This window comes from Burkholderia latens, from assembly GCF_902499045.1.
In the GTDB taxonomy this organism is placed as follows: Bacteria; Pseudomonadota; Gammaproteobacteria; order Burkholderiales; family Burkholderiaceae; genus Burkholderia; species Burkholderia latens.
In genome coordinates, this window is record NZ_CABVPL010000008.1 from 123,346 (window position 1) to 147,897 (window position 24,552).

The 24,552-nt window shown below is 64.0% G+C and carries 21 protein-coding genes; 11 read left to right on the forward strand and 10 right to left on the reverse strand.

Annotation, left to right across the window (positions count from 1 at the left end):
* The 4 genes from BSE24067_RS08730 to BSE24067_RS08745 all read left to right on the forward strand — a co-directional run bounded on the left by BSE24067_RS08730 (position 1) and on the right by BSE24067_RS08745 (position 4,199).
* Positions 1 to 1,410 (forward strand): hypothetical protein, encoded by a 1,410-nt coding sequence (locus tag BSE24067_RS08730; RefSeq protein ID WP_151064185.1) that lies wholly within the window; start codon positions 1 to 3, stop codon positions 1,408 to 1,410.
* A 26-nt stretch (positions 1,411 to 1,436) separates the two neighbouring features.
* Positions 1,437 to 2,198, forward strand: a complete 762-nt coding sequence (locus BSE24067_RS08735) for a hypothetical protein (RefSeq protein ID WP_244130550.1) — start codon at positions 1,437 to 1,439, stop codon at positions 2,196 to 2,198.
* A gap of 83 nt (positions 2,199 to 2,281) precedes the next feature.
* Positions 2,282 to 3,037, forward strand: coding sequence for a hypothetical protein (locus tag BSE24067_RS08740; protein WP_151064183.1), 756 nt, complete (start codon positions 2,282 to 2,284; stop codon positions 3,035 to 3,037).
* A gap of 475 nt (positions 3,038 to 3,512) precedes the next feature.
* The gene (locus BSE24067_RS08745) at positions 3,513 to 4,199 is read left to right on the forward strand and encodes a Pycsar system effector family protein (RefSeq protein ID WP_151064181.1); all 687 of its coding nucleotides are present in this window, start codon (positions 3,513 to 3,515) and stop codon (positions 4,197 to 4,199) included.
* 257 nt (positions 4,200 to 4,456) lie between these two features.
* Here BSE24067_RS08745 and BSE24067_RS08750 read toward each other — a convergent pair whose 3' ends face one another.
* The 5 genes from BSE24067_RS08750 to BSE24067_RS08770 all read right to left on the reverse strand — a co-directional run bounded on the left by BSE24067_RS08750 (position 4,457) and on the right by BSE24067_RS08770 (position 12,118).
* Positions 4,457 to 5,020, reverse strand: a complete 564-nt coding sequence (locus tag BSE24067_RS08750; protein WP_151064179.1) for a DUF3592 domain-containing protein — start codon at positions 5,018 to 5,020, stop codon at positions 4,457 to 4,459.
* 47 nt (positions 5,021 to 5,067) lie between these two features.
* Complete coding sequence (locus BSE24067_RS08755; protein ID WP_151064178.1) at positions 5,068 to 6,036, reverse strand: OmpA family protein; 969 nt, start codon at positions 6,034 to 6,036, stop codon at positions 5,068 to 5,070.
* A 4-nt stretch (positions 6,037 to 6,040) separates the two neighbouring features.
* Positions 6,041 to 7,030 (reverse strand): type VI secretion system-associated protein TagF, encoded by a 990-nt coding sequence (tagF, locus tag BSE24067_RS08760; RefSeq protein ID WP_151064176.1) that lies wholly within the window; start codon positions 7,028 to 7,030, stop codon positions 6,041 to 6,043.
* On the reverse strand, positions 7,027 to 10,971 hold the full coding sequence (gene tssM, locus BSE24067_RS08765) for a type VI secretion system membrane subunit TssM (RefSeq protein ID WP_151064174.1): 3,945 nt from the start codon (positions 10,969 to 10,971) through the stop codon (positions 7,027 to 7,029). Before tssM ends, tagF begins: the two co-directional genes overlap by 4 nt.
* A 301-nt stretch (positions 10,972 to 11,272) precedes the next feature.
* Positions 11,273 to 12,118 (reverse strand): M15 family metallopeptidase, encoded by an 846-nt coding sequence (locus BSE24067_RS08770; RefSeq protein WP_151064172.1) that lies wholly within the window; start codon positions 12,116 to 12,118, stop codon positions 11,273 to 11,275.
* A gap of 121 nt (positions 12,119 to 12,239) precedes the next feature.
* Here BSE24067_RS08770 and BSE24067_RS08775 point away from each other — a divergent pair, with 121 nt between their 5' ends.
* Positions 12,240 to 13,208, forward strand: coding sequence for a phage tail protein (locus BSE24067_RS08775; RefSeq protein WP_174904727.1), 969 nt, complete (start codon positions 12,240 to 12,242; stop codon positions 13,206 to 13,208).
* 217 nt (positions 13,209 to 13,425) lie between these two features.
* A complete protein-coding gene (locus tag BSE24067_RS08780) occupies positions 13,426 to 14,454 on the forward strand; it encodes a transporter (RefSeq protein WP_151065136.1) in 1,029 nt (342 codons plus the stop codon).
* Positions 14,455 to 14,573: 119 nt separating this feature from the next.
* Here BSE24067_RS08780 and BSE24067_RS08785 read toward each other — a convergent pair whose 3' ends face one another.
* Both BSE24067_RS08785 and BSE24067_RS32425 read right to left on the reverse strand, forming a co-directional pair.
* On the reverse strand, positions 14,574 to 16,742 hold the full coding sequence (locus BSE24067_RS08785; RefSeq protein ID WP_151065135.1) for a M1 family metallopeptidase: 2,169 nt from the start codon (positions 16,740 to 16,742) through the stop codon (positions 14,574 to 14,576).
* A gap of 193 nt (positions 16,743 to 16,935) precedes the next feature.
* On the reverse strand, positions 16,936 to 17,211 hold the full coding sequence (locus BSE24067_RS32425) for a hypothetical protein (RefSeq protein ID WP_244130549.1): 276 nt from the start codon (positions 17,209 to 17,211) through the stop codon (positions 16,936 to 16,938).
* A 171-nt stretch (positions 17,212 to 17,382) separates the two neighbouring features.
* Here BSE24067_RS32425 and BSE24067_RS08795 point away from each other — a divergent pair, with 171 nt between their 5' ends.
* The 4 genes from BSE24067_RS08795 to BSE24067_RS08810 all read left to right on the forward strand — a co-directional run bounded on the left by BSE24067_RS08795 (position 17,383) and on the right by BSE24067_RS08810 (position 20,611).
* Positions 17,383 to 17,877, forward strand: coding sequence for an LEA/WHy family protein (locus BSE24067_RS08795; RefSeq protein WP_151065134.1), 495 nt, complete (start codon positions 17,383 to 17,385; stop codon positions 17,875 to 17,877).
* A gap of 149 nt (positions 17,878 to 18,026) precedes the next feature.
* Positions 18,027 to 18,359, forward strand: coding sequence for a YegP family protein (locus tag BSE24067_RS08800; protein WP_151065133.1), 333 nt, complete (start codon positions 18,027 to 18,029; stop codon positions 18,357 to 18,359).
* 138 nt (positions 18,360 to 18,497) lie between these two features.
* Complete coding sequence (locus tag BSE24067_RS08805; protein WP_151065132.1) at positions 18,498 to 19,631, forward strand: methyltransferase; 1,134 nt, start codon at positions 18,498 to 18,500, stop codon at positions 19,629 to 19,631.
* Between the two features lie 89 nt (positions 19,632 to 19,720).
* Positions 19,721 to 20,611, forward strand: a complete 891-nt coding sequence (locus BSE24067_RS08810) for a class I SAM-dependent methyltransferase (RefSeq protein WP_151065131.1) — start codon at positions 19,721 to 19,723, stop codon at positions 20,609 to 20,611.
* Between the two features lie 71 nt (positions 20,612 to 20,682).
* On the opposite strand, the gene BSE24067_RS08815 is transcribed toward BSE24067_RS08810, so the two are convergent.
* Both BSE24067_RS08815 and BSE24067_RS08820 read right to left on the reverse strand, forming a co-directional pair.
* Complete coding sequence (locus BSE24067_RS08815; protein ID WP_151065130.1) at positions 20,683 to 21,255, reverse strand: DUF1415 domain-containing protein; 573 nt, start codon at positions 21,253 to 21,255, stop codon at positions 20,683 to 20,685.
* Positions 21,256 to 21,337: 82 nt separating this feature from the next.
* Complete coding sequence (locus tag BSE24067_RS08820; RefSeq protein WP_151065129.1) at positions 21,338 to 21,961, reverse strand: TetR/AcrR family transcriptional regulator; 624 nt, start codon at positions 21,959 to 21,961, stop codon at positions 21,338 to 21,340.
* A gap of 217 nt (positions 21,962 to 22,178) precedes the next feature.
* On the opposite strand from BSE24067_RS08820, the gene BSE24067_RS08825 reads away from it, so the two are divergent.
* Positions 22,179 to 23,462 (forward strand): MFS transporter, encoded by a 1,284-nt coding sequence (locus BSE24067_RS08825; protein ID WP_151065128.1) that lies wholly within the window; start codon positions 22,179 to 22,181, stop codon positions 23,460 to 23,462.
* A gap of 57 nt (positions 23,463 to 23,519) precedes the next feature.
* On the opposite strand, the gene BSE24067_RS08830 is transcribed toward BSE24067_RS08825, so the two are convergent.
* On the reverse strand, positions 23,520 to 24,536 hold the full coding sequence (locus tag BSE24067_RS08830; protein WP_170297481.1) for a fimbrial protein: 1,017 nt from the start codon (positions 24,534 to 24,536) through the stop codon (positions 23,520 to 23,522).
* Positions 24,537 to 24,552: the final 16 nt, after the last annotated feature.

Below are 24,552 nucleotides of genomic sequence, written 5' to 3' on the forward strand. Positions count from 1 at the left end.
ATGGGTGGCAAGGCGCTTGTTCAACATCAGGTTTGTATCGATCTGCCGGGGGAGCCGGTCAGTTGCTGGGCCGAGACAGACATCACGGTGCTGTTGCGCAAGCATCGGGATGTCATTTTTGATCTTCACATAAGCAAGGGCGCGACTTACACCCTCGAGGCGCCGGAAGACTGGATTTATGACGTCGTGCAAAAGAAGCGCGTCAAGCGAGGGCGCTTCTCGGACGGCCAGCGTTATCACGTCTGGATCGGGCGCGATTTCAAGGGTGAGTTGGTGCTCAAGCGCGATGGGAAGGTGTTTCAACGGTATTCAATGCTCCAGTTTGGCTTGATTGACGCCAGCTCCGATCCGAAGGTGAAGCCGGAACCGATCATCATTGCAATGAATATCAACACGCCGACGAGCCGGCCCCCTTTTGCTGCGACGCAAGTGAGGCCGCTCGGCATGTCGATTGGCTCAAATTCGGGAGGAGCGCTGCTTCGGTCGCTGCAGGCGTCTGAGCCCTCTGACCCGCTCTCTCTCGGACAAATAGGAGCATTTCCTCTACCCATCAAGCTGAGTCAGGATGCCGATGTTACCGCGACGCAGTACTCTCACGTAATCGAAGTCAATCTCGCGGCGGTTCCACGCGAAATCTTAGATATGCTGTCGTCAGGAGGCGCGGAGGAAACCGCAATTGATCCAAACAAGATTGCGACACGCAACTGGCTGACGGCTCAACTTGCCGGAGTTGCTGCGTTCCTCAACGACAACAAAAAATGGGCAGACGAGCTTTGGTCGCAAAAATTTCGATTAGTGAAAGTCGTTCATAAGAATGCTGGGGAGAAATGGTACGTCGTGTTCTCCGGCAACCAGAAGCTGCGTCAGCTTATGTCGGCAGCGCGATATGGTGTGCAGCATGAAAAGGTGCTGACAATCGCAGGAGGCGCCGGCAACGCCGCGTCACGCGCCGCCGCCGCCAAGGAGGCCGTCAAAGGTGCATTCAAAAAGGCGGGGCGGATTGCGGTCGTGTTCACGATTGCGTTGGACATTGCCGAATGGCTGCGCGACTACGAGCAGATCGATCATGAAGGCAAGCGCCGTAAACATGTCTCCGATCTGCTTGCGAAGATTTTTATTGATGTTACCAAGGCTGGATTGAATGCGGCCGTGACATCGATTGTGATCGGTCTGATTGTCGGATTCTTCGGTACTGCCGGTTTGCCCGTTTGGGGAATCGTGGTTGGCACCATCGTCGTTGCGTGTGCGGTGGGGTACGGTGTGGATTATTTAGACAAGAAGGCCCGTGCGTCCGAGATCGTTACTGCCGGCTTTAAATGGCTGGGCGAGTCGCTCCAAAGCGCGGCAACATACCTCGAGAAGGCGATGCCGAAGGACTACGAGGGTTATCCGATGATGTTTACGCCCTGACAACGCGTAACGCCCGAGAACTGATCATGAAGAATATTTCGCAACCTCAATCAGACCACGTTCTGATAATACTGAAGAAAGCGGTTCCACTGGTTCTGGTGATGTCGCTTTTGGGGGCCACGCTGTCGTATGCAGCCTATTCTGATGACTTATCGGTATCGGCATGGCCCTGGAGGATTGGTGTTTTGGTCGCGGTGCTGAGTTGTGCGGGGCTGATTATTGTCTACGTCCGATACCGCGGCACGAATGATTTGTATGCGTATGGACTAGTCATGTCGATTGGTACCATTTCGACTTACTATTTTTTTGGAATATTCTGCTATTTCTGCTATTTTGCGTTCGCACCGATGCCAGGCGTAGTGCGATGGCCGGGGTTGATTGGCGGGATCGCGCTTAACTTCGTTTGGGCAGTGGTGGTGCAGCGCAACGTGCGTCACACGGTCAACACTACCCCGTTTCTCGACAAGGTTATCAAAGAGCGTGGCGAGGTGCTCGTCTACGACGTTCAACGTGGTTCTATAGAGTTCGATCGGTATCATCGCGAAATGCATATTATGCCAAGAATTTTTAAATGTCTTGTCTTCGGGATTGCGCCGTTCTATTTGGTGCTGAATCGCTTGATTTTTTCCAACTTCGGCACTAACGGAGTGCTGTTATTTTTGGCGATATTCGGTATGCCCGTCGCGTTGCTGTTTGTCAGCTTGTTAGTGCGCAACTACGTTTTGATGATAGATGTGCCAAAGCGGATCGAGAAAGAACGTGGTAGGCGCGTATTGGTAGCCGGATAGCACAAGTTTTCCTCATAACGACCGCTAAACTAAGGCGATGTAGAGACTGGTAGAGAATGCAGCACTCGATCCTCGTATGAGTCATGAAATCAGACGTTGACGACGGTTCGCCGATAGATTCGCACAGAAGTTTAGCGATGATCGAGTTGGCGATTGGTATGCTCGTGGCCGGAATCTATTACGTATTCTCGCAGCTACATGTGATGGCGGCTTGGGTGTGGAAGGTGGTGCTGGTCATGCAGTGCTTCGTGTCGATTGTGTTGTTTTTTCACTATTCGATGAACCGGCGGTCGCGAAGACTCTGGATCGAAGGCATCGTCTCGATGCTGGCGCTCGTTCCGTGGTTGATGATTGCATTTGTTTGGTTGTTCTACCTGTTGTATATCCCGATGTCTGCCTTCCCGAAGGTTTCGCTGGTGGTGGTATGCTTTATCACTATCGGCTGGTATGCAAGCACGGTTTATTCGGATTTTCGGCGCGCAGCTAAGAAAGAGGCGGTTGTGAATGCGATTTACTATGATGATGGCAATAATCTGGTTTTTCGTCATTCGTGTGGTGGATACATCGATCTGTTGACGTCAAGAACCCCTTTTAAAGGTTCATTGATTTCGGTGATTATTTGCTTGATGCCTTTTGCTGCGATGATCGGGTCTAATACAAAATATATTCTGGGGGGGACTGTTGGGGCGCACGTGTTGTGTATCGTTTTGTCGCTCCTGGGGTTTCCAATGGCTATTTCGATTGTTGGGAATTCATATGTGAAGGCTATATTTTTCAGAGTGTATTTGCCGTTGAAGCTCGAGCGTCGGACTGGCAAGAAAGTCATTCTTGCGCGGTGAAGTGACGCGTTCGCTGCGAGTTGTCTGATGCTGTTGGTGTGACCGGCTCTGACCGCCGGTCCCATAAGAGGTTTCGAGCAGGTCCGGAGCATCGCAGTGCCTTTCCAAACTGACCGAGCAACGAACCAAATTTTCTGGATTACTTTAAACAGCGGGCGATTAGCGAATGGACGATCCGGGGGCTGCGTAGTACGTGCGTAAGTCAAGACCAGCTCTGTCAGTCAGGGGAAGGACAGGTCCGAAATTGCTTGGCCATCGCTTCATCAAGGACCGTGGTCGGCCCGAAGCAGCTGGATCGCCAACTCCGAAGTGGATGCTCAATGACACACTGATTTCCCGAACATCGCTTGCCGTTGCAAACTACTTTCCGGCGCTTAAAAGCTTGCGACTTCTCGAAGTAGCGCATATGTCGAAGCAACGCGTAAGCTAATGCGTCGTGATCGTTTTTTTTGCTGTCTTAATGAGGCTAAAGTGAATGAGTGCAGATCTGCAGTCGATGTTGGCCGGGGCCCGACGAGCCGCTATCGAAAGAGGCGAAAAGGAGTACAAGCTGCAATGCGATGTCTTCGACTCTGCCGACCGAAAGGCCCAGGGAACGACAACGATTGCCGGAGCCTTGCTCGCAGCGGACCTGGGCTTTGTCGCAAAGCTCACTGATACGCCTAGCCCCCTAGCAATCATTATCCTGCTTATGATAACGGGAGCTCTCGGGTGCAGCGTCCTCATGGCGTTGTGGGCGTTGTACGCGCGTGATTCAGACGTCCCCGCGACCGGTAACGAATGTGAGCCCGGCTACTCGAAGTTGATTTCACGGACTTCGACTGAGAACTTCGCGACCGCAGAAGCCGAGCTGCTGGACTTCGTCATCGGAAAGCTGAAGAAGGCAAACGAATCTGTAACGACGGTCGCGGCAACCAAAGCGAATTGGGTTCATCGTTCTCAGCACGCACTTTTCTTAGCTGCGGCCGCAACTATAGTACTTACGACGCTTTTGATTTTTAATCCAAAACTGCTGACGCTTGCCACAACCGTTCAGGTAACGGCGGCCCCAGCGGCGCATGCTGCGACGAACGTTCCTGCCTCGGTCGCAACTGGCTCAGTTCCGGCGGCATCGTCCCCATCCGCATCGATTTCGGCCCCACCGATTTCAATGAAGCATTGATCTGCCAATCGCTCTGGCTGCGCGCCTAAAAAGGGCCAAAAGCCTTTCAGTTTGCGCTTGGCTTATCCACACGGGGAGTCGAGGCGGTTGCCGACAATTTGGCTGGCAACGGCGGACGACCGCTTTAGGCCGTATGAGTTAGATGATCGGGCGCTGCCTGTTTAGTCTGGTCCAGCTTTATATACGTTACGGCGATCAGCCGCCGCGCATGGATGGGCGCAGCCCACGGCGATCCGATACCATCCCGCCCATCCGCATCACCAACCACTAACGCGGTTCCGTGCACGCCGCGCTTTCCGCTTCGCCGCGGTTTTTCTGCGATCCTCGATCCACGGCAGCATCGAAATGCTTGCCGCAGACAGCATCAACCCGGCGACCAGAGCAAACAGGCCAAACGCCATTTCACGCACCCAGGCCCCACCCTCAACCGCCTCGTTGCGCCGGGCAATGCCCGGAAACATCGGCGAAACGCGCAGGTCATCGTTCGCGGCCGCGCGGCAATACGTCTTCGTGAGGACGGCGAATTGTTCGCGGCTGATGTTCGAGGCGGCCGAACGCGAATACACCTGCGACCCGGCGGGCTGCCACGTCGTCTCGTACTGCCGCGTCTGCCCCATGTCATAGCGGAACACGGCGTGCGCCTCCCATGTCGCATCGGATTTGCCGTATCGCAGAGACACCTCACATCGCTCGACAACCGCAGGGACGTGAGGCCACGCACGAGCGCGAACGAGGATGGCGGAATTGATCGTGCCGGTTATACCCACCAGCACGAAGACAGCCGCAACGAACAGAAGAATGGCCGACCACAAGCAGCGCATTGCGTATTTCACTGGAATGGCTGAAATCAGTCGTCCCCGATCCCCGCCTACTGCCCCACCCGAAACTCGATCCTTCGATTCCTCGCCCGCCCCTCCGCCGTATCATTCGGCGCAATCGGCTGATCCGGCCCGACCCCGGTAGTGGTCATCTGCTGCGGCGGAATGCTCTTCGTGATCAGATACCCCTTCACCGCATCCGCGCGCGCCTGGCTCAGCGCGATGTTCGACGTCCGGTTCCCCGAGTTGTCGGTATGCCCGATGATGTCGACCGTGCGGTTCTGCAGCTTCGACAGCGCGGCCGCCATCTGATCGAGAATCTGCTTGCCTTGCGGCGTGAGCGTCGCGCTGCCGGTCTCGAACTCGATCGTGCGGTTGGCGAGCGTCTGGTCGAGCAGCCCCTGCTCGGACGCCGACACGCGCAGCCCGTTCTTGATCGTATACGTCGGGTTCAGCGTGTTCGCCATGTCGCTCGCAAGCTGCTGGCGTTGCGCCTCGTTGTGCACCTCGCCCTTCATCTCGATCTGCGTGCCGTTGATCTTCAACTGCCCCTTGCTGATCTGCTTCAGCTGCGCGCCCAGCAGCTTCTGCACGTTCGCGCTCCAGTTCGGCGGCGTCGCGACGTCGCCGACTTCGATCTGGTCGACCACGTTGGCCGCGCCGTACGTATCGCGCAGCTTCTGCAGCACCGCCGCCTTCGTCGCCTCGTCGGGCACCTTGCCGCCGACCACCACCTGGCCGGGCGCCGCGTTCGCGGGCGGCGGCGTGAGCGTGCCGGCCGTGCCGTGCACCACCGTGCCGGACGCCGTGCCCGGTGCGCCGCCGGCATTCGGCGTAGCGGGCAGCGCCGCGGTCGCGACCGTGCCGTTGCCGACCGGCGTGACGGTTGCGCCGCCGGTGTTCTGCGCGTAGGCCGCGCCGCCGCCGACGAGGCCGGCAGCGAGAAGGGCGGCGACGAAGGACGAGACGCGCGGGTAGCGCGGAAAGCGCATGCGTCGAACATGAATCGTGCGTTGCATCGCGTCAGCCTCCGATGAACGCTTCGCGGAACGCGTCGATGGCGACGCGCAGCGACAGTTGCGGTTGGTCGAGGTAGCTGACGAGCTTGCTGACCTGCGGATCATTTTGCGCATGGGCGTCGATCCACTCGGGATCGTCGATGTCGATGTTGTGGGCGGCGTAAGTCTGCGGGTCGACGACGCTCAGCAGCGTCTTCGACGACGCGCCGTTGAAGCCGATGATCAGTCGTTCGCGCTCGGCGATGGTGCCGATGAAGATCGCGAGCTCGAAGTCGGCCTGCGCGACGAACGGCGTGATGAGTTCGAGCCAGAACGCGGCGACGAGGCTGCGGTAGAACGGATCGACGGGCAGCGGCAGCGTGAGGCCGCGCTCGATGTGCGACGAGCCGCTCTGCATCACGGGCCGCAGCAGCGAGCCGAGCGCGAGCATCGCGCCGCGCAGCCGCACCGGATGACCGCTTTCGAGCAGCATCTGCTGCAGCCCGTACAGCGACTGGTGTTCGACGAAATCGTTGAAGGTGCCGTCATGCGACGTGCCGGGGCCGCCGACGTCGATCGGCACCTGCGTGTCGCCGAGCGCCTGCAGCGCGCCGGGCGGCTCCTCCTTCGCGAGCAGCGCCGGCATCTGTGCGGCAACGCGCGACCACAGCCGCGCGAACGCGAGCGGGCTGCGCGCGAGGAACGCGAGCGGCCGCTCGACTTCGAGCGCGGTCGCGCCGAGGAACGGGAAGCGGCGCATCGACACGTCATGGCTCGCGACCATGTGGCCCGCGATCGCGAGCTTGCTGCGCGAGCCGAGGAACGCGAAATGCATCGGCTTCGCATCCTCGTAGACGATCTTCCACCGCGGATCCTCCGCGAGAAGCTCGAGCGCCTGCGCGATCCAGCGATCGAGCGTCTGCAGCAGCTGCGGATTGTGCGCGCTCTTCACGAAGTCGCCGCGCGACGGAATCTTGCCGAAGTAGGCGATCTGCGCCTGAACGGTTTGCGTCATTGCGCCCCCTGTGCATTCGTTGCGGCGGTGGCCGTGACGGCCGGTGCCGTGGCCGGCGCGCCGGTGCCGGCCTGCGTCGCGTTCTGCGCGGCGCCCGCGCTCGCGTCGGCGACCGACGACGGCAGCTGCAGGCCGCGCAGGCTCTGCTGCTGCGGCTGATCGCCGCCGCCGGTCGGCTGCGACGTGCTGATGATGCGCATCGTCACCGACACGTTCACGCTGCCCTGTGCCCACGTCAGGTCGAAGGTGCCGTCCGGACGGCGCTTGCGCTGCGCCGAGTTGATCAGCTTCTCGAGCCCGTAGCGGCCCGGCTCGTTGACGAGTTGCACGGTGCGGCCGTCGAAGGTCGTCGCGGACAGCGTCGCGCCCGGCGAGCCCTGCGGGTTCGGCCACACGAAGTTGGTCCACTGCGGCGGCGTGTTGCGGTAGCGCAGCTGCTGGCCGTCGATCGCGATCGTGTACTCGGTCGTACCGGTGCTCGGCTGCGGCAGGATCTGGAACACGGTCTGCGGTTCGGCCGCCGCGGCTGCACCGCCCGCGGCGCCGCCGGCGAGCGGCGCGACCCAGCGCGCGAAGCCGTTCGTGAAGTCGGGCGTGAGGCCGATACCCATGTCGCCCCACGTGCGCGCGGCGAGCGTGTCGCCGCGGCGCACCGCGAGCGGGCCCAGCGTCGTGCTGACGAACTTCGCGATCGCGCCGTCCGGGCCGAACACCTGCGCGATTTCACCGGCGCCGGCTTCGACCTTCGCGTTCGCGGCGAACGGGTACTTGGTCGCGAGCGAGTTCTGGAACGGCTGGTAGACCTGCGCGTTCCACACCTTGTTCACTTCGGCGCTGGCCGGCTGGATCACCACCGAGAACGCCTGCATCAGCGGGCGCACCAGCAGCGGACGCAGCGACTTGCGTTGCGAATCGGTGAGGCCGGTCAGCATCTGCTCGTCGACGAACTTCAGCGAATCGGCGAGCTCCGAGCCGTTGCCGTCGAGTGTCTGCTGCATCAGCTGGCGCGCGCCGGGGCCGGGGTCGCCCTGGTTCTTGATCACGTTGAAGCGCGTGCGGACCTTCGACAGCGAATCCATGTAGCCCTTGAGCATCGACGTGCCGTCGTGCGTCGCGACGATCCGCGCGAGCCCGATGAACTCCTGGCCGATCGGGCCCATCGGCACCTCGGCCGGATTGCCGTTGATGTCGATGTTCGCGGCCGCCATCTGGCCGGCCTGCGAGCGCGTGAACAACTGCTTCACCCAGTTCACGACGCCCGTCTGCGCCTTCTTGATCGCGACGTTCGCGAGCGACGGGTTGTCCCACGACGTCTGGTCGTACGCGGTCTCCAGAACCTTGCGGATCGGCGAATCCTGCGGATCGCCGAGGCGGTTCATTCCATCGACGGCCTGCCCGAAACTCGTGAAGCCCTGCACCGCGATGCCCTGCATGAACTTCTGCCAGTGCTGCGCGTATTCGGTCTTGTACATGCCGACGAGCGTCTTCTGGATCTGCTCGGGGCTGCCTTCCAGCGTCAGGTCGTCCTGCGTCGACGTGTTCAGCACCCAGTCCTTCGCCTGCAATTCCTTGGTGGCCGCGTCGCGGATCGCAGGCTGCACGTAGTCGAACCAGGCTTCGCGCGTGAACGTGCCCGGGATCGCGTAGCTGCCTGCGATCAGCCCCTGGTTGCCGTCGCCGACGATGCGCGCGATGGTCATCGGCGCGAAGCGGGTCGACGCGCGCGCCTTGATTTCCTCGTAGACGCGCTGGCGGGCCGGCATCCCGCGCACCACGCGGCGCAGGTTCTCGCGGGTCTGGTCGACGAGCGCGAGGTTCGCGTCGATCATCGGCCAGTCGTTGTCGTTCACGCGCGACAGATAGAACGAGATCATCCGCTCGGCGCTCTTGATCATCTCGTCGCGCGGCATGTTGCCGCGATTCGTCTCGAGCCAGCCGCGCCAGAAGCGGGCGAGCTGGTCGGTCAGATGCGCCTGTTCGACGTGACGCTTGTCCGACAGCATCAGATACGTCTTCAGCGCGTTGTACGCATCCTGCACGTTGGTCGGCGACGCGTCGCTGTACAAGCCGCCTTGCGGTGCGGCCGGCTGTTGCGGCGCGGCGGCCGTCGCGGCGGAGGCGCCTTGCGCAGCGCCGGCGCCGCCGAGCGTCGCGGCGCCCGGCGGGTTCGTCGACACCGGAATCGCGCCGCCCTGCACCGCGCCCGATTCGGGCGGGCGCGTCATCGGCACGAGCTGTTCGGGGTGCGCGTTCACGTCCTTCATGAACGACGCGAGGTTCTGCGAGACCGGCGCGAGCAGGATCTGGCGCACGCCGTTGTAGTACTCGGTCAGCAGATGCTGTTCGAGCCGGTCGCCCTGATACAGGCCGAGCGACACCGACATCGGCTTGTCGCGGCGGAACTGTTCGAGCTGCTCGATCCGGTCTTCGAGGATATCCATCGCCTGCAGGCGCGACTGCAGGTCGTTGCGGCCCTGCTGCAGGCGCGTGACGTTGTCGAGGTCGGCCTGCACGTTCGCGACGAGCTGCTGGTTGCCGATCGTCGACCAGGTCCAGCCGCCGAGCGCGAGCGCGAGCGCCGCGACGAAGCCGAAGAAGGTCGCGTAGCGCAGCCGCGTCTTGGTCGGGCTCGCGAACTGGCGCACGGTCTGGCGGTCCGCGAAGATCACTTTCGAGAACAGGTCGCGCAGGAAGAAACCGTTCTTCGAGAACGCGCTGTGCGGCTTCGGCAGCGCGCTCGCGTCGAGGCCGAAGCGGTGCGCGATGCGCTGCGCGGCCGCGCTGTTGGTTTCCCCTTCCTGCAGCGCGCTGGTGAAGTAGAAACCGCGGAAGATCGGCTTGTACTGGAACGGGTTGTTCTCGAACAGCGTCGCGAGGAACGCGCGCAGCGACGGCTTGATCGTGGAGAATTCGAGCGGGAAGCTCAGTTGCCCCGGCGACAGCTGGTTGCCGCGCGACAGCGACAGCTGCGCGACGCTGATTTCCTTCAGCCCTTCGTACAGTTCCTCGAAGCGCTCGTCGAACAGCGCGACGACGTCGCGCTTCTCGTCCGGCTCGTAGGGCAGGGTGGCGCCCCACACGCGGTCGTATTCGTGCTTGTCGCTGCTGCTGAAGAATTCGGTGAAGCCGGTGATCAGGTCGGCCTTCGTGAACATCACGTAGACCGGCGCGAACACCTCGAGCTTTTCGGTCAGCTCCTGAACGCGCTGACGGAGGTTTTTCGCGAGGTTGATCGCGAATTCTGGGCGGTTGCCGGTGAGTTCGGCGATGCTGGCGGTGACGATGATGCCGTTGATCGGCGCCTTCGGGCGGTAGCGCTTCAGCAGCCCGAGAAAGCCGAGCCATTCGCTGCGGTCTTCCTCGTGCACCGAGTAGCGGCCGGCCGTATCGAGCAGGATGCCCTCGGTCGTGAAGAACCAGTCGCAGTTGCGCGTGCCGCCGATCCCGTGGATCACCGCGCTGTTCTTGTCCGCGAACGGGAACTGCAGGCCGGAGTTCAGCACCGCGCTGCTCTTGCCCGCGGCCGGGTTGCCGATCACGATGTACCACGGCAGTTCGTACAGCGCGGAGCCGCCCGACACCTGGCCGATCTTCGACGTCTTGATCGTCTTCACCGCGTCCGACAGGCGCGTGCGCAGCACGTCGAGGTCGGCAGTCTTCGCGTCCGGCGCGATCGCGGCTGCGGCCGGCGCGGCGATCTTGCCCGTTTCGGCCTGTTCTTCCAGCACCTGGCCGAGCTGCTGGTTCGCGCGCTTCACGCGCCAGCGGCGCCACAACGCGACGCCGAGCCACAGCGCGAGGATCGCCGCGAACGCGATTGCGGCCCACAGGAGCGGCAGCTGCAGCATGTCAGCGGCGATGAAGAGAATCGCCGCTAGCGCGACGATCCCGAGAATCGAGAGCGTACGCGGATGAGTCAGCACGTTGAGGATGCGTTGCATAGGACGTTCAGGTTCCGGTGCGTTTCGGTGAGGCGACGCAGGCGCGCCGAGCGGCAAGCGTGGCGCCGCGATGTGTCGCCATGCTGTCAAACTGGAGGAAGGGGGCTGGCATCAGTGCGCCCGCGGCATCGGAGAAGGCGCGCGCAATAATGAAAGGACGCTGTGAGAATTAAAACGGAAGCGGCGGCCCGAAAAAATCGCGCAACGGAATGCCCGATCGATTGCGCCACCCAAATCGTTTCCTGCCGCGTGATTAAAAAGCCCCATGCCGCCCTCATTATTTCTTGTCCGGCAGCCCTGACTAGCTGCCGCGTCCCAGTTTAAAACCGGGTTTATGGTATTCCACGTGCCCGAGATCCATCATTTTCCATCGGCCTCCCCAGGTCAGGCCGACCTGCTCGGCGACCTGTCCGTACAACTGGTAGCCGCGCATCGCCCAGGGATCTTTCTCGGAAATGACCAGCTTGCCGTCGCGCAAGAACGCGTTGTCGGCCGCGAGCCCGAACTGGTGATAACTCTGGAAAGCCGCCGCATTGGTCACGTTGGTGCCCATCTGCGCGAGCCGGTTCTGTCGTTCCGGGCTCCGATAACCTTCCAGCAGCGCCATTTCATAACCATATTGTTCGTGCATGATCTTGTAGACCAGCAGCAAACGCGTGCGGAAGTCAGGGTCCAGCAGATTCCAGTCGCGGCTCGCATCTCTCAGCGCAGGCCGCACCTGTTCGACTTCCTTCGTGGCAAACACTTCAGGCGGCAACGGCGGGGGCGGGACGAGCTGCTCGCCCTGCAGCAGCGCGGCGATCTTCTCGTCGGGCACGCGCGCCGTGTCGTCGTACTGAAACAATTGCCGACCGCGTAACGCAATGGCCACCAATGGCGGCGTCGCAAGAATACCTGCCGACACCATAATCATCAAGCGCCGCCGGATCAGTAAATTTTGCACGTCACTTAATGCGCCGCGCGTCGCGGTGGCCGATTTAACAATTTGACTGCGCGTGCGGGCGGCGCGATCGTTCGCGCGGCGGGTCAGGCGGCCGTGAAACTGCGCGACGGATTCGAAAACGGTCGCGCGCAGACCCGGTAAAAGCAACAGGGCCGCGACCGCGACGGCAACGGCGAAATAGGCGACGAGTGCGACGGCAATCAACGAAATCCCCGGAAATTGGAATTGATTGTGTTTTGCAATGCTTGCTCTTAGAATCAGGCTGCTTTGAGAGGCCGGGCTATATTATCGCGGTGAATTAAACCAGGATTCAATGAGACGCTGAATGAGTGCGCCGGAAAATTCAAATTCGAAAACCCCGCCGAGCCTGTTGTCCGATACCAAACCGGCAGGCCAGGACGGGCCTCAGCAGTCGCGCATTCTCGCGAATCTGGAAGGACGTGTCACGCCGCCCGCCGAAGCGCCGCGCCGTTCGCTGAAGGGGCCGATCGCGGCCGTCGTCGCGCTCGTGGTCGCCGTCGGCGGCTGGGGGGCGTGGCGTTGGCAGCAGCAGTCGGCCGAGCCGGCCGCCGTGGCCGCCGCGCCGGCCGCGCCCGCGCAGGCCTCCGCGAAGGCAGAACCGGCCAGCGGCGCCGCCGTGCAAGTCGCGCAGAATGCCGCGTCCGCCGCACCCGCTGCGCAACCGGCGACGATCGTCAATGACGATGCCGCATCGCAGACCGTTGCGTCCGCATCGGCGGCATCGGCCGCGTCGGGCGCCGACAACAGCCGCCTGTCCCGCGCGCTCGCCGACGGCGCCGACGACGCGTCCGGCGCAGCTACGGCCGGTGCCGTTGCCGCGACGGCCGCGGCGGCGGCAGCGACGAAGTCCGCGAAGGCCGACGCCGCGAAGGGCGACAAGGTCGCCGCACGCAGCAAGGCCGATGCAAAGGCGGACGCACGCAAGCATCGCAAGGAACAGCAGGCGGAGCTCGCGCAGGCGAAGAAGCGCCGCGAAGCCGCGACGCGTACCGCGAGCGCGAAGGCGGCCGTGAAGGACGATCCGGATGCGGATCTGCTGGCCGCGCTCGTCGCGCGCACGAAGCCCGCGGACAAGAAGGCCGCTGCGCAGAAGGCGCAGGCCGTGCCGACCCGGACGGCCGCCGCGACGGGCGGCTCGCTTGCCGCGCGCGTGAAGGAGTGCTCGGAGCGCGGTTTCTTCGAGGATCAGCTCTGCCGCTGGCGCGTCTGCGACGGCCATTGGGGCAAGGATCCGGCATGCCCGAGCGCCGCGCAATCGGAGACCCGCCAGTAACTTGCGTCACGCCTGCGTCACACCGTCCCGCTGATCGCATCCGCGCCGCCCAATGGGCGGCGCGTTGCTTTTGGGAGGCACCCCGCGCGCGGACGGCCATATGTGACGATGTCACGAGAGTGTCACACGCGTCGGGCATACGTTTGCTTTCATTTCCCGGCGTCGCGCCGCGGCGCGCGACGCGCGGCACGGTGCGCGCCGCACGACCTTCGACACGATGGACCTGATCGTACAGACTTACGGCGCCGATACGTCCGGCATGGTGTGCGGATTCCGTTTCGTCCCGGGCGGATCGGGCGAGATGCTCGACGCCGATGCGGCCGCCGCATGGCTGCGCTCGTGCCGCGACGGCGATGCGGCCGCCTCCGGCGACTTCGTCTGGCTGCACTTCAATCTCGCGCACGGCGCAAGCGAGCGCTGGATGCGCACGCACCTCGGATTGCCGGACAGCTTCTTCGAATTCCTGCACGAAGGATCGCGCTCGACGCGCATCGAGCAGGAAGACGGCGCGCTGCGCGCGATCGTCAACGACGTGATGTTCAACCTCGAATTGACGCCGTCGGAAATCGCGACGCTATTCGTGCACGTCGAGCGGCGCATCATGGTCACCGCGCGGCTCAAGCCGCTGCGCTCGGTCGACACGCTGCGCGCCTGCGTGCGTGACGGCGAACGGTTCCGCTCGCCGGCCGAGCTGCTCGTGCATCTGTTGCGCGACCAGGCCGACCTGCTGATCCAGATCATGCGGCGCACGAGCGTCGACGTCGACCGCATCGAGGATCGCTTCCTGTCGCAACGGCTCACGTCGAATCGCGTCGAACTCGGCGCGATGCGCCGCACGCTCACGCGGCTGCAGCGCATGCTCGCGCCCGAGCCCGGCTCGATCTTCCGGCTGCTCGCGAAGCCGCCCGCGTGGCTGCATTCCGAAGACGTGCAGGAGCTGCGCGAGTCGACCGAAGAGTTCTCGCTCGTGCTTGCCGATCTGTCGGGGCTCAACGAGCGGATCAAGCTGCTGCAGGAAGAGATCGGCTCGCGGCTCGACGAGCAGAACAACCGGACACTGTTCACGCTGACGCTCGTGACCGTGATCGCGCTGCCGATCAACATCGTCGCGGGTTTCTTCGGGATGAACGTCGGCGGGGTGCCGTTCGCCGAGAACAAGCACGGGTTCTGGCTGATGGTGCTGCTGGTCGCGGGCTTCACCGCCCTTGCCGCGTGGTGGGCGTTCCGCCGGCGCGACGATCGCTAGCGCCGTTCGCCAATACGTCCGCAAAAAAAACGGGCCCCGCATGCGAGGCCCGTGGAAGGGACGTGAAGTCCGAAACGCCGGCCGGCGCCGCGACGCGCGCGGCGCCGGCCGATGCAACGTTACTGAACCAGCGTCTTGCGCGGCTTGAACATGCCCTGATAGCGCAGCGACGGACGCTCCTTCACCGTCGGCGCGAAGCCGCCGAAGCTCGGCGTCTGGCGCAGCTTCATCGCGGCCGGCGACGCGACCGAGCCGATCGACGTCGAACGCGAAGCCGGCGCGAGGTTGTTCGCGACGAGCAGCGCGGCCTCGCTCTTCAGGTTCGCGAGCAGCACCGGATCGGTCGAGCCGTTGACCTGCGTGAGCAGCCCGCTCCACGCGGCATCGCTGTAGTTCACGACGTAGTAGTCGAGACCGCTCGGATCCGCGACCACGCCCGTGCAGCCGTCGATCCGCGTCTGCGTCTGCGTGTCCTTCAGCGCGAGCGTCGTGCGTTTCGCGAGACCCTGGCCGTACGCGAGCGTGATCGGCACCGTCCATTGCAGGCCCGGATACGCGTTCTTGTTCGGGAACGGCTGCTGTTTCAGCGTGACGATCGTCTGGTTCTTCGTCATGTCGCACTGCGTATCGAGCGAGATCAGCGGCACGCCCGTCTGACGCACGTAGCTGTCGCCGATCGGGCCGACCGGCTGGCCGCTCGCCTTCGACAGCGCATCCCACAGGCGCTTCGGCGTGCCGTTGCCGAACGAGTAGTCGACCAGGTACTGCTGCAAGCCCTTGCGCAGCGTCTGTTCGCCGAGATAGTTCTCGAGCGTCTTCAGCACGTGGCCGCCCTTGTCGTACGTGAACGCGCTCGCGCTCAGCACGAAGTCGTTCGACGCCCAGTCGTTGAAGTTCGGCGCGACCGGGAACGCGTTCGGGCCGATGTCGCGATTGATCACGCGGTACTTGTTCTTCACCTGGTCGAGCCAGCTGAACTCGTCGGGGAAGAACTGGATCGTCGTCTTCGTCTCGAAGAACGTCGCGAACGATTCGTTCAGCCACACGTTGTCCCACCAGTCGGTCGTCACGAGATCGCCGAACCATTGGTGCGCGACTTCGTGCGTGAGCACCTCGTTACCGTAGCGCGACATCGGCTGGCCCGGCTGCGGCAGGATGTCGTCGGCGAACTCGAGGATCGACCCCCAGTTCTCCATCCCGCCGAAGTTCAGGTCCTTCTGCTCCTTGAACGCATCGTTCGCGGCGACCGTGTCGAACTTCGTCAGCGGCAGCGGGATGCCCGTATAGCGGTAGTAGAAGTCGAGCGCCTGCTTGGTGCGGTCCATCGCCGGCTTCGCCCAGTCGCTCATGCCCGGCGGCGTGAACACGCGCAGGTGCAGGCCGCCCTTGCCGCCCGGCAGCGGGCTCGTGAAATCGTCCTCGTAGGTGTCGAACATGCCGCCGCCGAAGAACAGCAGATACGACGGCATCGGCGGGGTCTTCTCGAACTGCACGAGCTTGTAGCCGCCGCCGACGTTGGTCGACGGTTTCTCGGCCGCGTTCGACACGACGCGCCAGTTCTGCGGCACTTCGGCCGTCACTTCATAGGTCGGCCGGAACGCCGGCTCGTCCCAGCCCGGGAACCACTGGCGCGACAGGTTCGTTTCGCCCTGCGTGAGGATCGCGCCGCTCGTCGTGCCGTCGGTGCCCTTCAGGTCGACGCGGAATACGCCTTCCGCGGCCGAGCAGCCCGGATACGGATCGTCGCCGCAGCTGCCGCCGGTCTGGTTGACCGGATCGTCATACGACTTGAAGTTGATGATGCCCGACCACTCCATGTGCAGCGAATAGTTGCCCGGCGCGATCGTGCCGGCGACGGGGCGCAGCTGATAGAAGTCGCCCTTGTCCTGCGGCGTCGCGATCAGCTGGATGTTGCCCGGCTGCAGCGTGATGCGGCCGTTCGTGAACTTGATTCGGTGGCCGGCGACCACGATGTTGTTGACCGGCTTCAGCACCTTGATCTCGACGTCGGCGCGCCCGTCGAACGCGTTCAGCGCGTCGTTCGGGCGGAACCACAGCCGGTAGTTGACCGGCACGACGGTGTCCGGCAGCTCGACAGGCGACACGCTCTTGTCGACGTTGGATGCGCTCGGCGGCGCGTTGACGGCGGGCGACGAACTCGAATGCGGCGCGCCGGCGGAGCTGAGTGCGGAAGCCGAGCCCACGCCGCCGTCGTCGCCGCCGCACCCGGCGAGTGCGAGCGCGGCGACCAGCGGCAGATAACGCATCTTGTGAATATTGATCGACATGACTGAAACCTCGATTGTTGAAGGAATCGTTCAGTGCTGCGAAAACGCCGGCAAAAGCGGTCCCTCGCCGTTAATCAACAGCGACGAGAAATGCCAATGACGGTTTATTCGAAAAGACGGCCGGCCGACTACGTAAAGGTAATCATGGTTTACTGCCCCCTCTGTGTTTCCGGATGTCGGTTAACTTGCCGGTTCAAAATGGCGGGCGCGTGTTGTACTGAATTGATTTCGCGCGCACGACACGGGGCTGCCCGCCCTGTGCGGGCGTGCATTCCCTTTGAACCGACGACCCACGGGGCTGGCCGTACCAGGCCGCAGGACGGAAGGACGGCGTGTCGCCGTTCCGTAAAATCGCCGTCATGCGGCTTGAAGGTTTGTCGGCCTGCTCGAAGGATGCGTAAATATACTTGATGGATTTGGGTAAAGGAAACGAAAAAATTAGAAAGCGATTCGAGTGCGGTTCGGGCATGGCATTGAATGTCGAAAGGCATTAATTCGCTTTTCGTTTATCCATTGTTTCCGTAGTTTTAATCTATTAACGATTGCGGCGGTGTGCGAAAACTACGAATCGGCGCGTGGCTGGGCGCGCTCGGTACAATGCAGCGACACCCTGTCGATCGATTCCCGCTGGAGGCCATTGATGTCACACGCTTTGTTCCGAATCGCGCCGCTGCGCGCCGCGCTGCTGCTATGCGCGGCCGTGCTGCTGCTCGGCGGCTGCGCGGGCCTGACGCGCGAGCCCGTGAACGTGACCGTCGCGGGCCTCGACCCGCTCGTCGGGCAGGGGCTCGAGATGCGTTTCAGCCTGAAGCTGCGCGTGCAGAACCCGAACGACACGCCGATCGAATACGACGGCGTTTCGGTTGCGCTGGACTTGAACGGCACACCGTTCGCGAGCGGCGTCAGCGACCGCTCCGGCGTCGTCCCGCGCTTCGGCGAGGCCGTGATCGACGTGCCCGTTTCCGTATCGGCATTTGCCGCCGCGCGGCAGGCGTGGAACCTGCCGGGCGCGGCCGCGAACGGCGAGTTGCCGTACGCGCTGCGCGGCCGGCTCGCGGGCGGCGTGCTCGGTACCGTGCGGTTCAGCGACGCCGGCACGCTCCGGATGCCTGCCACGCCAGGATGGGGTGGGTAGCGAGAAAGTAACTAACGTCTGCCAAATGTGAACGAAAATACACGAATTGACAGTCTTCAACATTCAACTTGCCGGGGAGTCGATTTTTGTCGGTGGCGCTCCTACACTGTTTTCGTCCGAGGGACGGACGCTTTCAGGAGAGACACGACATGGCAGCCAAATTCGAAATCATGCGGGCCGCGAACGGCGAGTATTTCTTCCATCTGAAGTCGGCGAACGGCGAAATCGTCCTCGCAAGCGAGCGGTACGACGCGAAAGGCGGCGCGCGAAACGGCATCGCGTCCGTGCGGGAGAACGCGCCGCTCGATGCGCGCTATGAGCGCAAGCTCGCGCGCAACGGCGAACACATGTTCGATCTGAAGGCGGCCAACCACGAGATCATCGGCACGAGCGAAACGTACCAAAGCACGCAGGGCCGCGAGAACGGCATCGCGGCCGTCAAGCGCGATGCTCCCGGCGCGGAAACCTTCGATCTCGCCTGATTGACCGGGCGCCGCGGCGAGCATCGAAGAACCGGCGCTGCGGTGCGCGTTTTGCCGGGGCGCGCAAAGCGCGGTATGGTGTCGTCCGCGCGGTGAGTTTGCACCGCCAGTCTGAAGCCAACCTGTAGCCGAGCTCGTGTGACCGATTTCCCCGTTTTCCACTGGACCGACGCCGACGGCGCCGAACATGCCGTGCGCTGGCGCTCCGAAGCCGGCGTGCCGCCGCCGAAGCGCGCCGTGCCCGCCGACGACCGCGTCACCGCCGACACCGCGTACCGCCTCGCCTGCGAGGGCACCGCGCTCGTCTGGCAGGGCGACTTCCAGAATGCGCGTCAGCTCGTGCAGGCGATGGCGCGCCGCGTCGAGCGCAAGCCGAAGAAGGCGAAGGCCGCGGCCGGCGTCGACGCGTTCAACCTTCACCGGCTCGCGCAATCGCAGCGCGCCCGCACGCTCGGGATGCTGCTGATCCCGCTCGATGCCGACTACACGATTCCGCTGCGCCGTGCGCCCGACGTGCGCGCCGCGTGCGAGGAAGCGTACGGCCCGGGCGGCGCGCCGTCGGTCGTGTCGCTGCGCGAGCTGCTCGGGCTCGTCGGCGCGCACGAATGGCGCAAGAAGGGCGTGCCGATCCCGGCGCTCGGCGGCGCGCCGATCCATCCACATTACGGCGTGTTCTCGCCGGTGCGCGGCGAATACGTCGAGCTCGTCGCGCGCGCGCCGCTGCCGGCGACGACGCTCGCGTTCGACATCGGCACGGGCACCGGCGTGCTCGCGGCCGTGCTCGCGTCGCGCGGCGTCGAGCGCATCGTCGCGACCGACCAGGATCCGCGCGCGCTCGCATGCGCGCGCGAGAACGTCGCGCGGCTCGGCTACGCCGCGCGCGTCGATGTCGTCGAAGCCAACCTGTTCCCGGCCGGCCGCGCGCCGCTCGTCGTCTGCAACCCGCCGTGGGTGCCGGCTCGTCCGAGTGCGCCGATCGAATACGCCGTCTACGATCCCGACAGCCGTATGCTGCGCGGTTTCCTCGCCGGGCTCGCCGACCATCTCGAACCGGGCGGCGAAGGCTGGCTGATCCTGTCCGATTTCGCCGAGCATCTCGGGCTGCGGCCGCGCGACACGCTGTTGCAATGGATCGATGAAGCCGGGCTCGTCGTGCTCGGTCGCGAAGACATCCGCCCCGCCCACCCGAAGTCGGCCGATGCCGACGATCCGCTGCACACGGCGCGCCGCGCCGAGATCACGTCGCTGTGGCGGCTGGGCGCGCGGGCTTGACCGCGCATTTTCGGTAAACTGTCGCCATTCCTCACGAATTCCCGCCGCCGGGCCGTGGTCGACCGACCGTGGCCCGGCGCCGCTTCACGATGTCGAACAAGACCTACGAAATCCGTCCGGAGCAGTCCGTCGAGCTGCTGAAGGAATTGCATATCCTCACCCGCGACGGCAAGCTGAACCAGGACAGCCGCCGCAAGCTGAAGCAGGTCTATCACCTGTTCCAGTTCATCGAGCCGCTGCTCGCGAGCGTGCAGGCCGACAACGGCGCGGTGACGCTCGTCGATCACGGCGCCGGCAAGTCGTATCTCGGCTTCATCCTGTACGACCTGTTCTTCAAGCAGCAGCCCGGGCACGGCACGCCGGCATTCACGTCGCACGTGTACGGGATCGAGACCCGCGAGGAACTCGTCACGCGCTCCACCGAGCTCGCCGCGCGGCTCGGGTTCGGCGGCATGTCGTTCCTGAATCTGTCGGTCGCCGATTCGATCACGTCGCCGAAGCTGCCGCCGACGGTCGATGTCGTCACCGCACTGCATGCGTGCGACACGGCGACCGACGATGCGATCCGTTTCGCGCTCGCAAAGCGCGCGCAGCACATCGTGCTGGTGCCGTGCTGCCAGGCGGAAGTCGCGGGCGTGCTGCGCAGGAACAAGGGCAAGTCGCTCGCGAATGCGTTGACGGAAGTGTGGCGGCATCCGCTGCATACGCGCGAATTCGGCAGCCAGATCACCAACGTGCTGCGCTGCCTGCAACTCGAGGCGCACGGCTATCAGGTGAGCGTGACGGAGCTGGTCGGCTGGGAGCATTCGATGAAGAACGAGCTGATCATCGCGCAGTACAAGAACCTGCCGCGCCGCAAACCGAGCGAGCGGCTGAACGAGATCCTCGGGATGTTCGGGCTCGCCGAGCTGAACGAGCGCTTCTTCGTGCCGGCGCCCGCGGCGGCGGCCGGCACGGCCATCGAGCCGGCCGCGGACTGAGCGGGCCGAGTCGGCCGAGCCCGCCGAGCAACCGCGGCGTCCGCCGCGCTGCGCGCCCGTCGCGCGATGCGTCAGACGTCGTCGCCCGGCCGGCGCATCCATTCGCGCCAGCCGTCGTGTCCAAGGCGGCGCAGCGTTTCCTGGTTTTTCTCGTAGATCGCGGACGCGTCCGGGAACGCGTCGACCGCGCGCGCGATGCTGTCCTCGCGCAGCAGGTGCAGGATCGGATAAGGCGCGCGGTTCGTGTAGTTCTCGATGTCGTCGGCTTCGCTGCCTTCGAACCGGTACTCGGGATGGAAGCTCGCGATCTGCAGCACGCCGTCGAGCCGCAGTTGCTGCACGAGCCGGTCGGCGAAAAACAGCGCGTCGTTGTAGTCGACGAAATCCGCGAAAACGCGCGGATAGATCACGAGCGTCGTGTCGACCTGCCGCGGATCAGCGGCTTCGAGCGTGCGCAATTCGGTTTCGAGATCCGCGAGCGCGTCTTCCAGTGTCGTGGCTTCGCTGATTGCATAGCGCACCTGGTCCTTCACGTAGACGCTCTTCGCGAACGGGCACAGATTGAGCCCGATCACCGCGCGCGCCAGCCAGTGCCGCGTGGCGGCGACGATGTCGTCGTGCGAGTCGGGGCGGGTGTCGGTCATGGCGAAGGCAATCGGGCGGAACGGCAGCGAGGGCCGCATTGTAGCCGGAGCGCGCCCGCCCGGTCATGACATGCGCGGCGCGTCATGCGCATGCAGCTTCGATCAGCTGCGTCACCAGCGCGGGCGCGGTGCCGATCGGCGTTTCGCCGTGCCGGTACGTCTGGCTGGCCGCGTAGATCCCTTCGACGACGAGCGCGAGCGCATCGGCGAGCGCCTTCGGCTGCCGCGCGCCGGCACCTTCGCACAGCGCGACGAGCCGCTTCATCAACTGTTCCTTGTTCTGCGCGACGCGCTCCCGCGCCGGGTGCGACGCATCGGGGAATTCCGCCGCGACGTTGACGAACGGGCAGCCGCGATAGTCCTTCTGCGTCGCGCGCTCGGCGAGGTCGACGAAATACTGGATCAGCTGCGCCTTCGGCTGGCCGGGATGCTTCGCGACGCTCGAATCGAAACGCTCGAAGAAGCACGCGTCCATCCGCTCCAGATACGCGAGGATCAGCTCGTCTTTCGACGAGAACTGCCGGTACAGGCTCATCTTGTTGACGCCCGCGCGTTCCACGACCGCCTCGACGCCCACTGCGCGCACGCCTTCCTTGTAAAACAGCTCCTCGGCTGCGCGCAGCAGGTGTTCTTGCGCGGCGGCCGCGGCGATCGGCCGGCGCGTGCGGCGTGCCGGCGGCTGGGTGGCGGCCTCGATGCCCGACATGATGACCCTCGACTGCGTGATGGATTGCTTGACATGTTACCGACTGGTAACTACGATCGCAACACACTTGTGACCGATCGGTAACAATGCCGCTCGGATCGACAGACGAATGCCACGTATCGGCCCGGGTCAGCCGATGCAGCGTGCGGCGGAGGTGGCCTGGTGGTGAGGCGGTTCAGGCGCATGGGCGCCGGTCCGCCAACTGGAGAGGGACAACATGAACTGGGCAGTGACACGAATCGGCGGGCGCTTTCACTACGGCTGGCTCGCGGCGGCGGTGGTTTTCCTGATCCTGCTGGCGGCGGCCGGCACGCGTGCGACGCCGAGCGTGCTGATGGTGCCGCTCGAGCGCGAGCTCGGCTGGAGCCGCGCGGCGATTTCGCTGGCGATTTCGGTGAACATCGCGCTGTACGGGCTGACCGGCCCGTTTGCGGCGGCGGCTATGCAGCGCTTCGGGCTGCGGCCGACGATCCTGACCGCGCTGACGACGCTGAGCGTGGGCGTCGCGCTGTCGTCGATGATGACGCAGAGCTGGCAGATGGTCGTGATCTGGGGGCTGATGGTCGGCTGCTCGACCGGCGTCGTCGCGCTGACGCTGTCCGCAACGTTCGTCACGCGGTGGTTCCATGCGCGGCGCGGCCTCGTGATGGGCATCCTGACCGCGAGCACGGCCACCGGCCAGCTCGTATTCCTGCCGATGCTCGCGGCGATCGCGCAACGCCATGGCTGGCGCCCGGTCGTGCTGGTCGTCGCGGTCGCGGCCGCGGTCGTGATTCCGCTGGTCGCGTTCCTGCTGCCGGAGCGGCCGGCCGACGTGAAGCTGCGCCCGTACGGCGAGCCTGACGATGCGCCGGCGGCGCCCGACGCGACGAAGGAGAACCCGCTCGCGGTTGCGTTCCGCACGCTGCTGACGGCGAGCCGCTCGCGCGACTTCTGGCTGCTGTTCTTCAGCTTCTTCATCTGCGGTGCGAGCACCAACGGCTATGTCGGCACGCACCTGATCGCGATGTGCAGCGACTACGGAATGACCGAAGTGCAGGGCGCGTCGCTGCTCGCCGCGATGGGCGTGTTCGACCTGTTCGGCACGACGCTGTCGGGCTGGTTGTCCGACCGTTACGACAATCGTGTGCTGCTGTTCTGGTACTACGGGCTGCGCGGGCTGTCGCTGATCTACCTGCCGCATGCATTCGGCATCGATTTCTTCGGGCTGCCGTTGTTCGCGATGTTCTACGGACTCGACTGGATCGCGACCGTGCCGCCGACCGTGCGGCTCGCCACCGACGTGTTCGGCAAGGCGGCGGCGCCGGTCGTGTTCGGCTGGATCGTCGCCGGCCACCAGCTCGGCGCGGCGTTCGCGGCGCTCGGCGCGGGGCTGCTGCGCGCGAGCCTCGGCACCTATACGATCGCGTCGATGATCTCGGGCGGGCTTTGCATTATCGGTGCGCTGATCGTGCTGCGAATCAATCGCGGGCCGTCGCGCGCGGCCGCGCAGGCGGCCTGACGCGCGACGAAGGCTCGCGCGCCGGCTGGTGAACCGCGCAGGCGGACGGGCTCGGCACTACTGATAGTTCAGCGTGAACGTGACGAGCGCATTGGCGGTGCCCGGTGTGACGGCGGACGCGGTCTGGTAGTAGCGGGCCAGCAGCGGGATCGTGTAGTTGCCGTCTTCGACGAACTGCGGCTTGAAGTCCACTGGCATCAGCTGGTTGTACGTGACGGCCGTGCGGTTGGCCTTCGCGATTTGCAAGCCGATGCCGGTCGCCGTCGGCTTTCCGGCCTCCGGTTTCAGCGCGATGATGCCTTGGGACGAATTGACGATCGGCGTGCCAGGCGTGAGCGTATAGCGCAGCGTGACGTTCGACGTGAACGCCGGGCAGTTCTGTAGCGCGATATTGACCGGCTTCCACTGCGTGGCGGAGCCCACGCCGGTGAACGCGCGCTCCTTCAGGAACGTGCCCATGTCGACGGCGACGTCCGGCGTCTTGCAGGTGCCCGTCGTGATCGTGGTCGAGCCGGTGACTGAATAATTGACAGCGTTGAGCCGGTTCGAGCCGTAGTACAACCTGATTTGCGGAAGTATGGACGCGTTGATTTTCCCCGGCTTCACGTCGCCGATCTTGATCAGCACGATGGCGACCGTATCGTTGAAATAGGCCTTGGTGCCCTGCGCAGGGCCCATCAGGAGTTCAACGTTGCCGGATGGCACACCGGAGTACGACATAGGCGTGCCGGCGAGAAACGCGATACCGATTCCATCCTGGCCGGTCTTGTACACCTTGCCTCCGTAGGATCCTTGATTCCAGGATGTGAGCTGCCCACCGCTCGCCTCGAAACTGACCTGCTCGAATTGATCCGTGTCGGAGAGGCCGGTGCAATTGCCCTCGGGCACGCCACCGTACCCTAGGTTCGTGCTATAGATGACTTGTCCGATCGGAATATCGCGTCCGGTAAAGACGGTCGACGGCAGCGAAACGGTGTCGTTTCTGACCGAATTGCCCGGCGCAAACGAACACGTGCCGGCAAAAGCTTCTGCACCGACGGCCGCCGCGATCATGAAGAGCGCAACGTGCAGCAAGGAGCCTATTCGGGAA